Source organism: Yersinia aleksiciae, assembly GCF_001047675.1.
GTDB classification, from domain to species: Bacteria; Pseudomonadota; Gammaproteobacteria; order Enterobacterales; family Enterobacteriaceae; genus Yersinia; species Yersinia aleksiciae.
Window position 1 is genome coordinate 3814672 of sequence record NZ_CP011975.1, and the last position, 18817, is coordinate 3833488.

The window sequence follows — 18817 nt, forward strand, 5'->3', positions numbered from 1 at the left end:
ACCTTGACTTGTCTAACCCTGGCGTTAGATGCAATGGGTGGGGACTTCGGTCCCTGCGTCACAGTGCCTGCTTCATTGCAGGCACTGGCCTCTAATCCACAGCTAAAACTCTTGCTGGTCGGGAATCCCGACACCATCACTCCGTTACTTGTTAATGCCGCTCCTTTGTTGCTGGAGAGGTTGCAGGTAATCGCTGCTGAGCATGTTATTGCCAGCGATGCTAAACTCTCACAAGCTATTCGTGCCAGCCGCGGTACTTCTATGCGTATTGCATTGGAATTAGTCAAAAACGGTGACGCTCAGGCTTGTGTTAGTGCGGGGAACACTGGGGCATTGATGGGGTTGGCGAAGATGATGATTAAGCCACTGGATGGCATAGAACGTCCGGCGTTGATGTCAGTTATCCCAAACCAACAGCGCAGTAAAACAGTGGTATTAGATTTAGGCGCTAACGTTGAATGTGATAGTACAATGTTGGTGCAGTTTGCTGTCATGGGATCGGTAATGGCAGAAGAAGTTGTTGGAATAACGAACCCACGTGTTGCTTTGCTTAATATTGGCGAAGAGGAAACCAAGGGGCTAGATAATATCCGCGAAGCCGCCGCAGTATTAAAAAATACACCGGCAATCAATTATATTGGTTATCTGGAAGGCAATGATTTGCTGACTGGCAAGACTGATGTAATGGTTTGTGACGGCTTCGTGGGTAACGTCACTCTAAAGACCATGGAAGGTGTGATAAGAATGTTCTTGTCACTGCTCAAGTCATCGGGCGAAGGCAGTAAACAGTCCTGGTGGCTTAAACTCATTGGGCGTTGGCTGCAAAAACGTGTGGCAAAGCGGTTCGGTCATTTGAATCCCGACCAGTATAATGGTGCATGTCTGTTAGGATTACGGGGCATTGTAATCAAGAGCCACGGCGCGGCGAATCAACGAGCATTCGCAGTCGCCATCGAACAGGCTGTGCAGGCGGTGCAGCGGCAAGTCCCTCAACGGATTGCCGCGCGCCTTGAAGCGGTACTACCCAAGAGTGACTGATCGTACATGTATACTAAGATTCTCGGTACGGGGAGTTATCTGCCCGTACAAGTGCGCAGTAATGCTGATTTAGAAAAAATGGTGGATACATCTGACGAGTGGATTGTCACCCGGACAGGTATTCGTGAGCGGCGTATCGCTGGGCTGGATGAAACAGTGGCGACCATGGGTTTCCATGCGGCAGAAAAAGCCCTGGAAATGGCTGGCATTGATAAAGACGAAATTGGGCTGATCATCGTTGCCACCACCTCGTCAAGCCACGCTTTCCCAAGCTCGGCTTGCCAGGTACAGCAAATGCTGGGCATTAAAGATGCGGCTTCGTTCGACTTGGCTGCGGCCTGTGCTGGCTTTACCTATGCACTGAGCGTTGCAGATCAGTACGTCAAAAGTGGTGCAGTCAAACATGCCATCGTGATCGGTTCAGATGTGTTATCTCGCGCATTGAACCCAGAAGATCGTGGCACAATTATTCTGTTTGGTGATGGTGCAGGCGCAGTGGTACTGGGTGCATCTGAGCAGCCGGGGATCATTTCGACTCATCTGCATGCTGATGGTCGTTATGGCGAGTTGCTCGCACTGCCGTATCAGGATCGCCAACAGCAAGACCAACCTGCCTATGTCACGATGGCAGGGAATGAAGTATTCAAAGTTGCGGTGACTGAGCTTGCCCACATTGTGGACGAGACGTTGCAGGCCAATAATCTGGATCGCTCGGCGCTGGATTGGTTGGTGCCACATCAGGCTAACCTGCGTATTATCAGCGCAACGGCTAAAAAATTAGGCATGGGGATGGAAAAAGTGGTGATCACTCTTGATCGTCATGGCAACACCTCGGCGGCATCAGTACCTGCGGCGTTTGACGAAGCAGTACGAGATGGACGTATTCAACGTGGGCAGTTAGTGCTGCTGGAAGCGTTTGGCGGCGGCTTTACCTGGGGCTCTGCGCTGGTTCGTTTTTGATTTAATAGCGATTCTTTTGATTTAACAGGAATGCAGAATGTCGAAATTTGCAATGGTATTTCCAGGTCAGGGCTCTCAATCCCTTGGCATGCTGGCCGATTTGGCCGCACAATTTCCGATAGTTGAAGCAACCTTCCGTGAAGCATCATCGGTACTGGGTTACGATCTGTGGCAGTTAGTGCAACAAGGCCCGGTAGAAGAGCTGAACAAAACGTGGCAAACACAGCCTGCATTGCTGACGGCGTCCGTGGCTATCTGGCGTGTTTGGCAGCATCAAGGCGGTCAACTGCCTGCGATGATGGCTGGACATAGTCTGGGTGAATATTCAGCGCTGGTTTGTGCTGGCGTATTGGATTTCAAACAGGCGGTGAGTCTGGTTGAACTGCGCGGCAAACTGATGCAAGAAGCCGTACCCGAAGGTACTGGCGCAATGTACGCCATTATTGGTCTGGATAATGAATCCATTGCCAAAGCCTGTGAAGAGTCCGCTCAAGGGCAGGTTGTCTCACCGGTAAACTTTAACTCACCGGGTCAGGTGGTTATTGCTGGCAACAAAGAGGCTGTAGAACGTGCTGGTGCTGCTTGTAAAGCTGCCGGTGCAAAACGTGCTTTGCCTTTACCTGTCAGCGTACCGTCCCACTGTGCGCTGATGAAACCTGCGGCTGATAAGCTGGCAGAAGCACTGGAAAACATTGAATTCCAGGCGCCGCTATACCCAATCGTGAATAACGTAGACGTGAAAACTGAAGTATCACCAGAAGCTATCCGTAGTGCGTTGGTGCGTCAGTTGTATAACCCGGTACGTTGGACTGAAAGTGTTGAATTTATCGCAGCAGAAGGCGTTGAGCTGCTGTTAGAAGTTGGGCCGGGTAAGGTCTTGACTGGCTTAACCAAGCGCATCGTTGATACTTTAGCCGCAGCACCGGTAAACGATGTTGCCACGCTGACGAGTGCGCTTGAAAACCAAGAAAGAGGATAACATGAGCTTTGAAGGAAAAATTGCGCTGGTAACTGGCGCTAGCCGCGGTATCGGCCGTGCGATTGCAGAATTATTGGCTGAACGTGGTGCCCGTGTTATTGGTACAGCGACCAGTGAGAAGGGCGCAGAAGCAATTAGCACCTATCTGGGCGATAGTGGCAAGGGTTTAATGCTGAATGTCGTGGACCCGGCATCAATCGAGTCAGTTTTGGCAACGATTCGTGCGGAATTTGGCGAAGTCGACATTTTAGTGAATAATGCAGGTATTACGCGTGATAACCTGCTGATGCGTATGAAGGACGAAGAGTGGCAAGATATTATTGACACCGATCTGACTTCCGTATTCCGTCTGTCAAAAGCGGTAATGCGCGCTATGATGAAAAAGCGGTTTGGGCGTATCATCACCATCGGGTCTGTAGTTGGGACAATGGGCAATGCGGGGCAGGTTAACTACGCGGCAGCTAAAGCGGGTCTGATCGGTTTTAGCAAGTCTTTGGCGCGTGAGGTTGCTTCACGTGGCATTACTGTCAACGTTGTGGCACCTGGCTTTATTGAGACGGACATGACGACGGCGTTGACAGATGATCAACGCGCAGGCATTTTAGCCCAAGTACCAGCTAACCGGCTTGGGCAAGCTAAAGAAATCGCCAGCGCTGTTGCATTTTTAGCCTCTGACGAGGCCAGCTACATCTCTGGTGAAACATTACATGTCAATGGCGGCATGTATATGATTTAAAAATCACGAAAGTATTTGCGTTATTTGGGGTGGAAACCGCAAAATAGCGTAAAATCGTGGTTTGACCAGCCGAGATTTAGTTGCATCTTTTTCAACATTTTATACACTACGAAAACCATCGCGAAAGCGAGTTTTGATAGGAAATTTAAGAGTATGAGCACTATCGAAGAACGCGTTAAGAAAATCATCGTTGAACAACTGGGTGTTAAAGAAGACGAAGTGAAGAACAGTGCTTCTTTCGTTGAAGATCTTGGCGCGGATTCTCTGGACACCGTTGAGCTGGTAATGGCTCTGGAAGAAGAGTTTGATACTGAGATTCCAGACGAAGAAGCAGAGAAAATCACTACTGTTCAGGCAGCTATTGATTTTATCAACGCTAATCAGCAGTAAGCGAACATGCTTTTAGTTTAGATAGTTAGGCGGTCACTCGACCGCCTAAGTTTTTTTTGTCCTAAGCGTTATTTTCCCTCCTTGGAGGACAACCGTGTCTAAGCGTCGAGTTGTTGTGACTGGACTGGGCATGTTGTCTCCTGTCGGTAATACAGTCGAATCCACATGGAAAGCTGTTCTTGCCGGGCAGAGTGGCATCAGCCTGATCGACCATTTCGATACTAGTGCCTATGCAACGCGATTTGCTGGCTTAGTAAAAGATTTTAATTGTGAAGATTACATTTCGCGTAAAGATGCACGCAAAATGGATGCTTTCATACAGTACGGTGTCGCTGCGGGTATGCAAGCCATGCAAGACTCCGGACTTGAAGTGACAGAAACCAATGCGCCTCGTATCGGTGCCGCTATTGGCTCGGGTATTGGTGGCTTGGGTCTGATTGAAGAAAACCACGCCTCGTTGGTGAATGGTGGGCCACGTAAAATCAGCCCATTCTTCGTGCCTTCAACTATTGTTAACATGATTGCCGGCCACTTGACCATTATGTATGGTCTGCGTGGGCCAAGCATCTCTATTGCGACTGCATGTACTTCTGGTGTGCACAACATCGGTCACGCGGCACGTATCATTGCTTACAATGATGCTGATGTCATGGTGGCGGGTGGGGCTGAAAAAGCCAGCACACCATTAGGTGTCGGTGGTTTTGGTGCTGCTCGAGCATTGTCTACTCGCAACGATAACCCACAGGCAGCAAGTCGCCCATGGGATAAAGACCGTGATGGTTTCGTGCTGGGTGATGGCGCAGGCATGATGGTGTTGGAAGAGTACGAACACGCGAAGAAACGTGGCGCGAAAATCTACGCTGAAGTTGTTGGGTTTGGTATGAGCAGCGATGCCTACCACATGACCTCTCCACCGGAAGATGGCTCTGGCGCAGCGTTAGCCATGGTAAATGCTTTACGTGATGCGGGTGTGACCACGTCTCAAATTGGTTATATCAATGCCCACGGCACATCAACTCCTGCTGGCGATAAAGCCGAAACGCAGGCAGTTAAGTCTGTATTTGGTGAAGATGCCCGTAAAGTAATGGTCAGTTCCACCAAATCCATGACTGGGCACTTATTAGGTGCGGCAGGGGCAGTTGAGTCTATCTTCACTGTGCTGGCTCTACGTGATCAGGCCATACCAGCGACCATTAACCTGGATAACCCAGATGAAGGTTGTGATTTGGACTTTGTTCCCCATGACGCCCGTCAGGTAAAAGAGATGGAGTACACCCTGTGTAACTCCTTCGGCTTCGGCGGCACAAACGGCTCTTTGGTTTTCCGTAAGGTATAACCTTTGGCTGTTAAGCTTCTGCTGTTTAAAAGACCCGGTTTTCCGGGTCTTTTATTAGCTAAATCACCCACACTCATAACATCCCTCAATAATAATTGTCTCAGATCTGAAAACATCCATTGGCTTAAACTGATACTGTCAGATGACAAACAATCGCATCCCATTTAAAGAGAATCTGAATGTTCTGGATTAATGGCGTAGAGCAAAATTTGATTTCAGCTTCTGACCGCTCGGTGCAGTTTGGTGATGGCTGTTTTACCACCGCAAGGGTCTCTCACGGGCGAGTGGTGTGGCTTGATAAGCACATACTGCGCTTGCAGCAGGCGACTGAGCGTTTATTGATGCCCGCAGTAAACTGGAACACATTGACACAGGAAATGGTTGAAGCGGGAAACCACACCGAGGAAGGGGTGCTGAAGGTGATTATTAGCCGAGGTAGCGGTGGGCGCGGCTACAGTGGCACGGCATGTCAGCATCCTACACGGATTATTTCCCTCAGTGATTATCCGGCTCACTACCATAGCTGGCGTGAACGAGGTATCTCACTGGCACTCAGTCCAGTACCTTTGGCGCGTAGCCCCTTGCTGGCTGGCGTGAAGCATCTCAATCGCCTGGAACAAGTCTTGATTCGTGCGCATCTTGAACACACAACAGCCGATGAGACACTGGTACTTGACACTGAAGGCATGCTGGTGGAATGCTGTGCGGCTAATTTATTTTGGCGTAAAAATGGGGTGATATTTACGCCCGATCTGAGTCAATCAGGTGTTGATGGCATCATGCGCCAGCAGATTATCGCCTGTCTCATGACTCACGGCAGGCGGGTAGATATTGTGGCACAACCGCTGAGCGTACTGGCTGATGCGGATGAAGTTGTTATCTGTAATGCGCTAATGCCGCTACTGCCGGTCAACTGCGCCAATAACTGGGTTTATCATTCGCGGCAATTATTTGATTTCCTGAGCCAACATTGCTGCGATGCATAAGTGACTCGATATAGCTTTCATGAATACTTTTAATGTGAAGATGGCCGTCCGATGAAAATAAAAAGCACCAGAGCGATAATCCTGTTGGTGGTGATCTGTTTGGGATTACTGCTACTGGGTTATCAAAAAGTACAGCGCTTTGCCAACCAGCCATTGGCGATTACGCAAGAGACCATCTTTAAGCTGCCGGCGGGTACAGGGCGGGTGGCATTGGAGAATTTACTGCAACGTGATCACCTGATTAAAAATACCCGTTTATTCCCCTGGCTGCTGCGTATCGAGCCTGAACTCGCCAAATTCAAAGCGGGGACTTACCGTTTTACCCCCGGAATGACAGTGCGCGATATGCTGCAACTGCTTGCCAGCGGCAAAGAAGCACAATTTGCCGTGCGCTTTATCGAAGGCAAACGGCTGCGTGACTGGATGGATGAGCTACAACAATCCAAATACGTGAAACATGTGCTCGAGGGGAAAAGTGACGCAGAGATCGCGACCTTGCTGGGGCTGAAAGACAGTGAGCATCCTGAGGGCTGGCTCTATCCTGATACCTACTCCTACACTGCTGGCACCACTGATCTCGCATTGCTTAAACGCGCCCATGTGAAGATGGAAAAAACAGTTGATGACATCTGGCAAGGTCGCGATAAGTCGTTACCCTATAAGACGCCGGGCGAACTGGTCACGATGGCCTCTATCATCGAAAAAGAAACAGCGCTAAATGAAGAACGAACCAAAGTGGCATCGGTATTTATCAACCGTCTGCGTATGGGGATGCGGCTGCAAACAGACCCGACGGTGATTTATGGTATGGGGGAAAACTATAATGGCAACATTAGCCGTAAAGACTTAGAAACCCCGACACCTTATAATACCTACGTTATTTCCGGCCTGCCGCCGACCCCGATTGCGATGCCGGGGCTAGCATCCTTGACTGCCGCTGCGCATCCAGCCAAAACTGCCTACCTCTATTTCGTGGCAGATGGTAAGGGCGGGCACACATTTACCACTAATTTAGCCAGTCATAACCAAGCGGTGCGGGTTTATCGCCAATCGCTAAAGGATAAGAATGAACAGTAAATTTATCGTTATTGAAGGGCTTGAAGGGGCAGGAAAAACCACCGCCAGAGAGACCGTGGTTGCCACGCTGCGCGCCCAGGGGATTAGCGATATTGTCTTTACCCGTGAACCGGGAGGGACGCCGTTGGCAGAAAAGCTGCGTGATTTGATTAAGCAAGGCATTGATGGCGAAGTGCTGACGGACAAAGCGGAAGTATTGATGCTGTATGCCGCGCGCGTGCAATTGGTTGAAAACGTGATCAAACCTGCGCTAGCCCGTGGCAGTTGGGTGGTGGGTGATCGTCATGATTTGTCGTCTCAGGCTTATCAGGGCGGAGGGCGTGGGATTGATAGCCAGCTTATGACCTCATTGCGTGACACCGTTTTAGGTGATTTTCGCCCTGATTTGACGTTATATCTGGATTTACCGCCGACAGTCGGTCTGGCCCGCGCCCGTGCCCGTGGCGAGTTGGATCGCATTGAACAAGAGTCTCTGGCCTTTTTCGAACGCACCCGTGCGCGCTATCTTGCATTGGCTGCCGCAGATTCAAGCATTAGAACCATTGATGCTTCACAACCGCTTGAACAGGTGAGTGAATCTATCAGCCAAGTGCTGAGCCAATGGCTGGCCAGCCGGGAAAGCCTGTAATGAAATGGTATCCTTGGCTAACTGCGCCTTATCGTCAGTTGATAGGGCAGCACATCGCCGGGCGTGGGCACCATGCATTACTGCTGCACGCTTTGCCCGGTAATGGTGAAGAGGCACTGATTTATGGCCTCAGCCGTTGGTTGATGTGCCAGCAACGCCAAGGTGAAAAAAGCTGCGGCGAATGCCATAGCTGCCGTTTGATGTTGGCGGGTAACCACCCAGACTGGTATGTGCTGGCACCGGAAAAAGGCAAAAGCAGCATCGGGGTTGAACTGGTGCGTCAGCAGATCGAGAAACTTTACTCTCATGCACAGCAAGGCGGGGCCAAAGTGGTGTGGTTACCTCACGCCGAACAACTGACAGATGCAGCGGCCAATGCCTTGCTGAAAACGCTGGAAGAGCCGCCAGAGAAAACCTATTTCCTGCTCGATTGCCACCAACCGGCGAGTTTGTTAGCTACTTTGCGCAGCCGCTGTTTTTACTGGTATCTGGCGTGTCCTGATACGGCACTCAGTCTGCAATGGCTTCAACGCAAGATTCAAGCTGAACCCGTTGCGGCACTGGCGGCGCTTAAATTGAGTGAGGGCGCACCGCTGGCGGCAGAGCGTTTACTTCAACCGGAGCGCTGGACGATTCGAACCACCCTGTGTGGCGCACTCAGTAGCGCCCTAAGCAGTTTAGATCTACTGTCGCTACTACCGCAATTGAACCATGATGATGCGGCTGAGCGCTTACAGTGGCTCTCTTCGCTGCTACTGGATGCCTTGAAGTGGCAGCAGGGTGCGGGTGAGTTCGTGGTGAATCAGGATCAATTACCTTTGGTGCAACAGCTGGCACAGATAGCGACCACGCCGGTGTTACTGCATTCGACCAAGCAGCTAGCGCAATGCCACCATCAATTATTGACTGTGGTCGGTGTCAACCGTGAGTTGTTACTCACCGAGCAACTGCTCAACTGGGAAACTGCACTATCCAGTGGCACCTATTCCACCTTATCTTCGTTGTAAATGGGTTTAATATTATGTTGTTAGTCGATTCACACTGCCATCTAGATAGCCTTGATTACCAGACGTTGCACGGCAGCGTCGATGATGTATTAGCCAAAGCGCATGCGCGGGATGTGGGCTTTGTGCTGGCGGTTGCTACTACCTTGCCGGGCTTTTCGGCGATGACAGCGCTAATTGGTGAGCGCAAAGATGTGGCATTCTCATGTGGTGTTCATCCGCTCAATCTTGACGGTGGCTATGATTTTCAGCAGTTGAGAACACTGGCGGCGGCAGATAATGTGGTCGCTATGGGAGAAACCGGGCTGGATTACTTTTATCAGCAAGATAATATCCCGCTACAACAAGCCTCCTTTCGCGAGCACATTCGTATTGGCCGTGAATTGAACAAGCCAGTGATCGTGCATACCCGTGATGCGCGTGAAGATACCCTCGCTATTTTACGTGAAGAGCAAGCTCAAGAGTCTGGTGGGGTTTTACATTGCTTTACAGAAGACAAAGCAACCGCAGCCACCTTGCTGGACTTAGGTTTTTACATCTCCTTCTCGGGGATCCTCACCTTCCGCAATGCAGAACAACTGCGTGATGTTGCTCGCTATGTGCCGCTGGACAGGTTGTTGGTGGAGACCGATTCACCTTATCTAGCACCCGTTCCTCATCGTGGTAAAGAGAATCAACCTGCCTATGTCCGTGATGTCGCAGAGTATATGGCGGTATTGAAAGGCGTGAGTATTGAAGCGCTGGCCCAAGCCACCACAGACAACTTCTGTCGATTGTTTCATCTGGACTCATCGAGACTCGCCAGTGAGAAGTGCTAACTTCCTTAATAATACTTTTTTTTAAGCTCGTAATTAATCGCTGAAACGAGTAATGTTCTCACCCAATTTATTGGGTGATGGCAGGTCTTATTGACGTTTTTTTACAAAAAATGTGCGATTTGAATCAAAATCAGCGCCTTCTTGAAAGAAACGTGACTGCCATCAAACATTAAGCAGGCTATTTATTTTACTCTTCGTAAAAATTAAAGGGGTGCTTTAGACACCCTTATTCGCAAAGGCTTACTCCCCCCTTTGTAACGCCAATAAACGCGAGAAAAAGCAGAAAAGCACTATTACTCAGGAGCTCACTCAACTATGTTTAAGAACGCATTTGCAAACCTGCAAAAGGTCGGTAAATCGCTAATGCTACCGGTATCCGTCTTACCCATCGCAGGTATTCTGCTGGGTGTCGGTTCCGCGAATTTTAGCTGGCTACCAACGGTAGTCTCTCACGTAATGGCAGAAGCGGGCGGTTCCGTTTTTGCTAACATGGCATTAATCTTTGCTATTGGCGTTGCACTTGGCTTTACCAATAACGACGGTGTATCCGCGTTAGCGGCAGTGGTTGCTTATGGCATCATGGTGAAAACCATGGCTGTGGTCGCACCACTGGTCTTGCATCTGCCGGCAGAAGAAATTGCGGCTAAGCATTTAGCCGATACTGGGGTATTGGGCGGGATCATTGCAGGTGCGATAGCCGCCTACATGTTTAACCGCTTCTACCGCATTCAGTTACCTGAATATTTGGGCTTCTTTGCGGGTAAGCGCTTCGTTCCGATTATCTCTGGTTTCACTGCGATCTTCGTGGGTGTGATTCTGTCTTTCGTATGGCCTCCAATCGGTACGGCTATCCAGACATTCTCCCAATGGGCTGCTTATCAGAACTCCGTCGTGGCGTTTGGTATCTACGGCGTGGTTGAACGTGCGTTAGTGCCATTCGGTCTACACCATATCTGGAACGTACCATTCCAAATGCAAATTGGTGAATACACCAATGCTGCGGGCCAGGTATTCCACGGTGACATTCCACGTTATATGGCGGGTGACCCAACTGCGGGTAAACTGTCAGGTGGCTTCCTGTTCAAAATGTACGGCTTGCCAGCGGCAGCGATAGCGATTTGGCACTCAGCTAAACCGGAAAACCGGGCAAAAGTGGGCGGGATCATGATCTCCGCTGCACTGACCTCATTCCTGACCGGTATCACCGAGCCAATCGAATTCTCCTTCATGTTCGTGGCACCAATTTTGTATGTTATCCATGCAATTCTGGCAGGTCTGGCGTTCCCAATCTGTATCCTGCTTGGGATGCGTGACGGTACCAGCTTCTCCCACGGCTTGATTGACTTCATCGTACTGAGTGGCAACAGCAGCCGTATCTGGCTGTTCCCTCTGGTAGGTATCTGCTACGGTCTGGTGTACTACACCATCTTCCGTGTGCTGATTGCCAAACTGGATCTGAAAACACCAGGCCGTGAAGACAATTCTACTGAACAAACTGTACAGGGCGGCACAGAAATGTCAGCGGCACTGGTTAATGCGTTTGGCGGTAAAGAAAACATCACTAACTTGGATGCTTGTATCACCCGTCTGCGTGTCAGCGTGGCGGATATATCCAAGGTTGACCAAGCTGGTCTGAAGAAACTGGGTGCTGCGGGCGTTGTGGTCGCAGGCTCAGGTGTTCAGGCTATCTTCGGGACTAAATCTGATAACCTGAAAACAGATATGGACGAGTACATCCGTAACCATTAATTCAGGTCAGGGGAGTGCAAAAGGGAGGCTTATGCCTCCCTTTTTTTATGGTTTATTTGTTGATTTTATTGAATTATTTATTTTAACTGTCCACATCATGGCCTCCACTCGAAGATTGTCCACCCTCAGATACAAAAAAGCCCGCACGCGGCAGGCTGATTGAGAGCGGGGGAGTATCAAAAGCCCAAATCAAACTGGTCATCACCCAGATGCCCCGGCAGAAACAGATCGCGGGGTAGGGTTGCGGTGTTATTACGGCTGGGGCGGGACAGGATTTTATCGACTGATTGCAGCGTGGTGAACGTGCAGCTGCAAAGCAGGTTTTGGCATTGGTGATAATTCTCTTTTGTATTATTAGTTATCATTCTGCTGGTACGGGTGCGGGTGACGGCACCACATTGTGGGCATGACATCATGATAATAACTCCAACCTTCTCTTGCTTGGCTAAAGTATAACCTATTCATTCTCCGAATTCTTTTCCTCTATTCCTTCTCCCGCCATATCCCAGCTGGATATTTTCACTTCAAAATTCAGCGCAGTCGTAAAGCCATTATCCCCAATGGTGTGCGTGACTTGGGTAATTATCCACGCAGCCTGATCAATCTCAGGTTTAAAACCTTGCATGACAGCGGGCAGCTCTGGAAATAAGTCAGCACGACCACGCGCCAGTGTCATAGTGAATTCAGCTGCACCCCGTTGCAGTTTTGACCAGCGGGCGGCGGCGGCACGACGGGCGGCCCGTTCTGTCTTGAATGTTTCCCGCATCACAAAGACATTTCCCTCGACACCCTCCAGATAATTTCCCTCCTTGCTGCTCGATGCCGGGGTTTTTACTTTCGGTGGCGTTTTGGTCTTTCGTTTGCGGCGAACGCTGGTTTTTTGCGGCTTGCCGTAGTTGAGGTCCAGCCAGTAGGCGGTTACGCCGGTGTAAGCGTCACGGTCAGCCACCCGAAAATTGTGTTTGTCACCACTGGCGCGGGTGATGGTAATGGCCGGTAACAGCTTGCCGCTTTGGGATACCGCGCGCCCCGGATGCATAAATAACAACATGCCGTTTTTAATGGTGGTTATTGCGCCGAGCTTTTCCGCCATGCGGGTTAAAAAGCTGATATCTGACTCGCTGGTCTGGTCGGCGTGGTCAATCTCTATCTTGCCTAAATCTTCACTGACGCCCGCTTTCAGGTCATAGCGTGCTGCAATGCTGGCAACCAGTTTACCGACGGTAATATCGTGCCAGCTGTATTCCCGTTTCACATTGAAGGTGTCGCGAAAATCAGCACTGCGGGCGGTGACAATCAACTGATCCGGTGGGCCGGTGTGGCTGATTTCATCCACGGTAAAGCGGCCTTTATTGACCAGCGGTTCACCTTTCCAGCCCAGCGCAATATCAATCTGTGCCCCGCGTGCAGGCAGGGCGACTTTCTGATCGGCGTCGTCAATAACCAGTTCCAGCATATCGGCTTCAAAACCACGGTTATCGGTCAGCGTTAAACTGATCAGCCGGTCGTTAACCGTGGTCTGGGTTTTGCCGCCTATTTTGATATCAAAGGCGGGTTGTGGGGTGAGGTCGTCCGGGAGTAATTGCATGGGGTAATTTTGCGGGGAAACGACGCGCGGACATACCGCTGTTTACTGTGTCATGCCTGATACAACAGGCAGGCGGTGATTTACGCGCGAGGTTGGTTGATGATTTCGGCAAGGATTAATCCTTTTCGGAGCGTACCCCAATGGCAACAAATTATCACCATGGTGTGAGCGGTGAGGAAACCACTGACACATCGACCATCATTAACGATATCGACTCCGCCGTGATTGGCGTGGTCTGTACAGCGGACGATGCTGACGCCGCCACCTTTCCGTTGAATACGCCGGTATTACTGACGCGGGTTAAAAACGTGCTCGGCAAAGCAGGGAAAACCGGCACATTGCGCCAAACCCTGAAAGCCATCTCTGACCAAGCCAGCCCGCAAACCGTGGTTATCCGCGTGGCTGAAGGTGGTACGGAAGAGGGCGAAAAAAGCACCGAAGCCAATGTGATTGGCGGCGTGGATGAGAACGGCTTATACACCGGTCTTTATGCCTTGCTGGTTGCTGAAATGCGGGTCGGCGTGAAGCCGCGCATTATTGGCGCTCCGGGGCTGGATACCTTGGCAGTGGCTAACCAAATTGCCATTTTTGCCCGCGAACTGAAGGCGTTTGCTTATATCAGTGCCAACGGCTGTAAAACCATTGCCGAGGCCAAACTTTACCGCAAGAACTTTATTCAGCGGGAAGTGATGGTGATTTATCCCGACTGGCTGGCCTATGACAGCGAAGCCGAAAGCAATGTTGTGGTACCCGCACCGGCTTATGCATTGGGGTTGCGCGCCAAGATTGACGCGGATATTGGCTGGCATAAAACGCTGTCCAATGTGCCGGTGGATGGTGTGCTGGGCACCTCGGTTGATATCTATTTTTCCTTGCAAGGCAAAGACACCGACGCCGACGAACTGAACAGCAACCACATCACCACGCTGATCAAACAAAAGGGCTTTCGCTTCTGGGGTTCCCGCACCTGCGAGGAAGAGGTCTTTATTTTCGAAAGTTATACCCGCACCGCGCAGATCCTGCTGGATACCGTTGCGGAGGCTCATTTTTACTATATCGATAAGCCGCTAACGCCGTCGCTGGCGAAAGATGTTATCGACGGTATCAATCGCAAATTGTCGGCCTATGTTACCGCCGGTCGCTTGCTGGGTGCCCGCTGCTGGTATGACACCGACGCCAACACCACCGACACGCTGAAGCTGGGCAAGTTGACCATCCGCTACAACTACACCCCGGTGCCGCCGTTAGAAAATCTGGGGTTAATTCAGGAATTCACCGACGAATATTTCGCGAGTTTTGCGAATGCCGTCAATAGCTAAGGGTTATTACTATGGCATTGCCAAGAAAACTTAAGTATTTCAACGTCTATGTCAATGGCGATAGCTATCTGGGGCAAGCCTCGGAGCTGACGCCGCCGAAGTTGACTATCAAGACGGAAGATTATCAGGGTGCCGGTATGCCCGGCTCGGTCGCGGTGGATCTCGGCTTTGAGGCGGGTGCGCTGGACATGGAATTAACCCTCGGCGGGTTGGCCCCTGAATTACTGAAACTGTGGGGCACGCCTACCGCTGATGGGGTGCAGTTCCGTTTTGCTGGCTCCTATCAGGCGGAGGATACCGGCGAGGCTATCCCGCTGGAAATCCAGACGCGCGGCCGTTACACCGAGCACGATCCCGGCAGTGCAAAACAGGGTGATGATACCAGCCATAAATACACGCTGAAAAACACCTACTGCAAGATCACGGCAAACAACGAGGAACTTTTAGAGTTGGATGTCCTGAACATGATCTACCGAGTGAACGGTGTGGATATGTTGGAAAAACACCGCGCTAACATTGGCCTTTAATCTGGGAATTTATTTATGTCGAATACCATTGTTTTACAAACACCGATCAAGCGCGGCAAGACAGTCATTAAAGAGGTATCTCTGACTGGCGCATTGAAGCAGGCCGGTTCCCTGCGCGGTCTGAAAATGTACGACATCATTACCACCGATGTTAACGCCCTAATTAAGCTGTTGCCGCGCGTCACTTCTCCAGCGCTGACCGAGATTGAATTGGTCACGATGGACACTTGGGACTTTTCCCAATTAGCACAAGAGGTTGTTACTTTTTTACAACCAGCCTCGGAGGGGGAGCCGACGCCAACGGAAACCCCTCCCGCGAATTTGGATTTAGCCAAATAGAAGATGTGATCGCAGATATCGCTTTTGTTTTTCACTGGTCATTGCCTGATCTCTGGGCGATGACCGTGCCCGACCTTTTAGACTGGCGTGAACGCGCTGCGGTACGCTGGGGAACCACGGAAGAATAAGCCATGACTGACCGCAACCTATCGATAAAAGTGGCTTTAGGGGCGGTCAATAATCTGACTCAACCTTTTAATGCCGCCCAGAAGAGCACCGCCGCACTGGGGCGGCAAATCAAAGCCACGCGCGATAACCTGCGCGACTTACCCAAACAGGCCGCCAGTTTCGACAAGCTGGCCGAGTCCAGCAATAAAGCCGCCGCCCGTATAGAGAAATTGCGCCGAGCCTCCGACGCGGTGAAATCCCTCGATAATCCTACCCAGAAGCAGATCGCCGCCGTGCAAAAGTGGGATAGCCGTCTGGGTAAGTTACAGGAAAAACAGACCGTTGAAGTGCGGCGACTGGCTGAACTGCGCGCCAGTCTTTACCAGCACGGTGTTTCGGTTGCCAGTAACAGCACCGCCACGGAGCAAATCACTCACCGCACCGCCCAATATAACCGCCAGTTGCAACTGCAAGAGCAGCGGTTAAAACGGGTGGCGGCGGCGCGCGGCAGTTACGATCGCGGGCAGGAACTGCGTGGCAAGCTGCAATCCGGCGGAATGACGGCACTCGCAACCGGTGCGGTGATGGCGGCCCCAGTCGCGCTGGCGCTGAGAAGTTACAGCGGCATGGAAGATGCCATGAAGGGGGTGGCAAAACAGGTTAATGGCCTGCGGGATGATAACGGCCAGCGCACCGCACAATTCTATGAAATGCAAAACGCCATTAAAGACGCGGCCGAGCAAGCCCCCTTGCCGGGGGGCGCGTCAGACTTTGCCGCATTGGTCGAAGGCGGCGCACGCATGGGGGTGGCAACCGAGGGGGCCGGCTGGGCACAGCAGAAAAAAGAGCTGTTGGACTTTGCCAATGTCTCCGCCAAGGCGTCGAAAGCCTTTGAGCTGCCCGCCGGTGAACTGGCGGAAAGCCTCGGTAAAATCTCCGGGCTGTACAAGATCCCGACCCAAGATATTGAGCAACTGGGCGACGCCCTGAACTATCTGGATGATAACGCCCAGTCGAAAGGGGCGGATATTATTGATGTGCTGCAACGCATGGGTGGCGTGGCTGATCGACTGAACTACAAGCAGGCGGCCGCACTGGGATCGACCTTCTTGTCCTTGGGGGCACAGTCTGAAATTGCCGCCAGCGCGGCTAACGCCATGGTGCGCGAACTGTCAATTGCCACCATGCAAAGCAATAAATTTTTTGATGGGTTAGACGCGCTGGGCATGGATGACAAAAAGATTGAAAAGGCGATGTCGGTCGATGCCATGGGCACCATTCGCGAAGTGTTGGGCGCAGTTAAAAAACTGCCCGATGTTGACCGGTTGCGGGTACTCACGCAGCTGTTTGGTAAAGACTTCGGTAAAGACGCCGCCAAGCTGGTGAACAATATTGATGAGCTGGACCGGCAACTCGCCTTGACCAGTTCGGCGGGCTCCAAAGGTTCGATGCAGAAAGAGTCTGATATTGATAAAGACTCTATTTCGGCGCAATTGCAGCTGTTGAAATCCGGCGGCGGTAACGCGCTGAGTTCGATGGGGGAAACCCTGCGTGCGCCGATGCTGGAGGTGGTCGAGACCTTAAAAAACATGATTGGCGGCGTGCGTCGTTGGGTCGAGGCTAACCCCAAACTGGCAGGCACTATCATGAAAGTGGTCGCGGCGCTGTCAATTGCCACTATTACGCTGGGCGGATTGGCACTGGCTGCGGCGGCATTATTGGGGCCGATGCTGGCCCTGCGGTTGGGGTTCTCGCTGCTAGCTGGTAACGGGGGGCTGGGTGCGTTACTGCCTAAATTTACTTGGTTATCAGGGGGGATCAGTCGGTTGGTGCCTAATATATTGCGTGTCTCTCCGGCGTTATTGTCGTGGCGAACCAGTGCCAGCGTGGCCGGTTCCGCACTGGGTGGCCTACGGTCGAAAATGGCGTTGCTCGGCTCTAATGCGCAGATGGCCCTGTCCAGCGCTTCTGGTCGTGCCGGTGCGGCAATGTCTACCGCCTTTAGTCAGCCGGGGGCGGCGCTGGGTCGTCTTGGCAATATGCTGAAATGGGTGGCGACTTCCCCGCTTCGCCTGTTGGGCAGTATTGGCGGCGCGGTGTTTGGTGCACTGGGGTCGGCGGTGGGGCTGGTATTAAGTCCGGTCGGGTTATTGGTGGCGGCCGTCATTGGGGCGGGCGTGCTGATTTATAAGTATTGGGAGCCGATAAAAGCATTTTTCAGCGGTTTCTTTACCGGATTAATCGAAGGGTTAAGGCCAATCAGAGAAGCCTTTGCACCACTGGCCCCGATCTTTGACGGCATCGGCAGCGCGATTGGGCGGGTGTGGAACTGGTTTACTCAGTTGCTTTCGCCGGTCGAGTCGTCTAAAGCCTCGCTGGAAGCCGCCACCAATGCCGGAAAAACCTTTGGTGAGGTGGTTGGTGCAGTGATTAGCGGACTGTTTTGGCCGGTTGAACAGCTGGCAAAAGGGCTGGGTTGGCTACTGGAAAAGCTGGGGGCCATCCCGAAAGCGGCGGATGCGGCCAGCGGTGCGGTGGCGGCGATGAACGGGCCGAAAGCACCCGTGATGTACGAGTGGGATCCGGTACTGAAAAAGATGGTGGAGGCGAAATCCGCGTGGTCGTGGAGTCCTGATAAGCCGGTCGCCGGTAATAGCAGTGCTATGGCGAACGCGGCAGCATCCCCGATTGCCAGCGCCCCAGCGGCGGCCCCGTCTATCTACGGCGCAGTTGACCGCAGTAAAAAGAAAAAAGGCAGTGGTGACAGTCTCGACAGCAGTTCGACGGCCACAGCGGCAGCGGATAACGCACGGGATAAGCTGGGTGATATCGTGTTTAAAAATGTGCCGGATTATCTGCCGCTGGCCTCGCCATATTTATCCGCCCCGGCAAAAGCAGCGGCGCAGCCCGGCCTGTTGGCAAGAATGCAGCAGAGCGCCAGCGATATGCTGGCTCGCACGCGGGACATGATCGCACCGGGTAATGATTTTGACGCGTTATCACTGGCCGGTGATATTCCACAACTGGCAAGAAAGCCGCTCAGTGCGCAGCGAAATAGCGGCCCGATTTCCTATGAAGGTGATCGCTACGACATTACGATCACACTGCAAGGCCAACAAGCGGCCAGCATAGACGAAAATAAACTGGTCAATATGCTGTATGACAAAATCGCCACGCTACAGCGCCAGAAAGAGTCCCGCCGCCGCTCCACCTTTACCGACAGGGAGCAATAATC

19 protein-coding genes are annotated in these 18817 nt (G+C 51.8%); 17 read left to right on the forward strand and 2 right to left on the reverse strand.

Going from position 1 to position 18817, the window contains the following annotated elements; all coding sequences use genetic code 11:
• The first annotated feature begins 3 nt into the window (after positions 1-3).
• The 12 genes from plsX (at position 4) to ptsG (ending at position 11701) form a co-directional block, all read left to right on the forward strand.
• Positions 4-1038, forward strand: coding sequence for a phosphate acyltransferase PlsX (gene plsX / locus ACZ76_RS17035; RefSeq protein WP_050125943.1), 1035 nt, complete (start codon positions 4-6; stop codon positions 1036-1038).
• A 6-nt stretch (positions 1039-1044) separates the two neighbouring features.
• On the forward strand, positions 1045-1998 hold the full coding sequence (locus ACZ76_RS17040) for a beta-ketoacyl-ACP synthase III (RefSeq protein WP_048619976.1): 954 nt from the start codon (positions 1045-1047) through the stop codon (positions 1996-1998).
• 37 nt (positions 1999-2035) lie between these two features.
• On the forward strand, positions 2036-2977 hold the full coding sequence (gene fabD, locus ACZ76_RS17045) for an ACP S-malonyltransferase (protein WP_048619977.1): 942 nt from the start codon (positions 2036-2038) through the stop codon (positions 2975-2977).
• 1 nt (position 2978) lies between these two features.
• Positions 2979-3713 (forward strand): 3-oxoacyl-ACP reductase FabG, encoded by a 735-nt coding sequence (gene fabG / locus ACZ76_RS17050; RefSeq protein WP_048619978.1) that lies wholly within the window; start codon positions 2979-2981, stop codon positions 3711-3713.
• A 153-nt stretch (positions 3714-3866) separates the two neighbouring features.
• On the forward strand, positions 3867-4103 hold the full coding sequence (acpP, locus tag ACZ76_RS17055) for an acyl carrier protein (RefSeq protein ID WP_002220787.1): 237 nt from the start codon (positions 3867-3869) through the stop codon (positions 4101-4103).
• A 94-nt stretch (positions 4104-4197) separates the two neighbouring features.
• The gene (gene fabF, locus ACZ76_RS17060; protein ID WP_071840516.1) at positions 4198-5439 is read left to right on the forward strand and encodes a beta-ketoacyl-ACP synthase II; all 1242 of its coding nucleotides are present in this window, start codon (positions 4198-4200) and stop codon (positions 5437-5439) included.
• 179 nt (positions 5440-5618) lie between these two features.
• Positions 5619-6425 carry an aminodeoxychorismate lyase gene (pabC, locus tag ACZ76_RS17065; protein ID WP_048619980.1) on the forward strand — a complete coding sequence of 269 codons (807 nt, stop codon included), beginning with the start codon at positions 5619-5621 and terminating at the stop codon, positions 6423-6425.
• Between the two features lie 51 nt (positions 6426-6476).
• On the forward strand, positions 6477-7502 hold the full coding sequence (gene mltG, locus ACZ76_RS17070) for an endolytic transglycosylase MltG (RefSeq protein WP_048619981.1): 1026 nt from the start codon (positions 6477-6479) through the stop codon (positions 7500-7502).
• Positions 7492-8130, forward strand: coding sequence for a dTMP kinase (gene tmk, locus ACZ76_RS17075; protein WP_048619982.1), 639 nt, complete (start codon positions 7492-7494; stop codon positions 8128-8130). Before mltG ends, tmk begins: the two co-directional genes overlap by 11 nt.
• Positions 8130-9137: a DNA polymerase III subunit delta' gene (gene holB / locus ACZ76_RS17080; protein ID WP_048619983.1), complete on the forward strand. Its 1008-nt coding sequence runs from the start codon at positions 8130-8132 to the stop codon at positions 9135-9137. Before tmk ends, holB begins: the two co-directional genes overlap by 1 nt.
• A gap of 14 nt (positions 9138-9151) precedes the next feature.
• Positions 9152-9952, forward strand: a complete 801-nt coding sequence (locus ACZ76_RS17085) for a metal-dependent hydrolase (protein ID WP_048619984.1) — start codon at positions 9152-9154, stop codon at positions 9950-9952.
• A gap of 315 nt (positions 9953-10267) precedes the next feature.
• The gene (gene ptsG / locus ACZ76_RS17090; protein ID WP_048619985.1) at positions 10268-11701 is read left to right on the forward strand and encodes a PTS glucose transporter subunit IIBC; all 1434 of its coding nucleotides are present in this window, start codon (positions 10268-10270) and stop codon (positions 11699-11701) included.
• Positions 11702-11877: 176 nt separating this feature from the next.
• Here the strand turns inward: ptsG and ACZ76_RS17095 are convergent, their stop codons facing one another.
• Together ACZ76_RS17095 and ACZ76_RS17100 are read right to left on the reverse strand one after the other, a co-directional pair.
• A complete protein-coding gene (locus tag ACZ76_RS17095) occupies positions 11878-12117 on the reverse strand; it encodes an ogr/Delta-like zinc finger family protein (RefSeq protein ID WP_048619986.1) in 240 nt (79 codons plus the stop codon).
• A gap of 41 nt (positions 12118-12158) precedes the next feature.
• Positions 12159-13289, reverse strand: coding sequence for a phage late control D family protein (locus ACZ76_RS17100; RefSeq protein ID WP_048619987.1), 1131 nt, complete (start codon positions 13287-13289; stop codon positions 12159-12161).
• 140 nt (positions 13290-13429) lie between these two features.
• Between ACZ76_RS17100 and ACZ76_RS17105 the strand changes: the two genes are divergently transcribed.
• Genes ACZ76_RS17105 through ACZ76_RS17120 form a run of 5 tightly spaced genes read left to right on the forward strand, consistent with a single transcriptional unit; the run spans position 13430 to position 18815 of the window.
• Entirely contained in the window at positions 13430-14608 is a 1179-nt protein-coding gene (locus tag ACZ76_RS17105) for a phage tail sheath protein (RefSeq protein WP_048619988.1), read from the forward strand.
• 11 nt (positions 14609-14619) lie between these two features.
• A complete protein-coding gene (locus ACZ76_RS17110; RefSeq protein WP_048619989.1) occupies positions 14620-15135 on the forward strand; it encodes a phage major tail tube protein in 516 nt (171 codons plus the stop codon).
• Positions 15136-15150: 15 nt separating this feature from the next.
• Positions 15151-15474 carry a phage tail assembly protein gene (locus tag ACZ76_RS17115; RefSeq protein ID WP_048619990.1) on the forward strand — a complete coding sequence of 108 codons (324 nt, stop codon included), beginning with the start codon at positions 15151-15153 and terminating at the stop codon, positions 15472-15474.
• Positions 15475-15533: 59 nt separating this feature from the next.
• The gene (locus tag ACZ76_RS19615; RefSeq protein ID WP_229712307.1) at positions 15534-15602 is read left to right on the forward strand and encodes a GpE family phage tail protein; all 69 of its coding nucleotides are present in this window, start codon (positions 15534-15536) and stop codon (positions 15600-15602) included.
• A 3-nt stretch (positions 15603-15605) separates the two neighbouring features.
• Positions 15606-18815: a phage tail tape measure protein gene (locus tag ACZ76_RS17120; protein ID WP_048619991.1), complete on the forward strand. Its 3210-nt coding sequence runs from the start codon at positions 15606-15608 to the stop codon at positions 18813-18815.
• Positions 18816-18817: the final 2 nt, after the last annotated feature.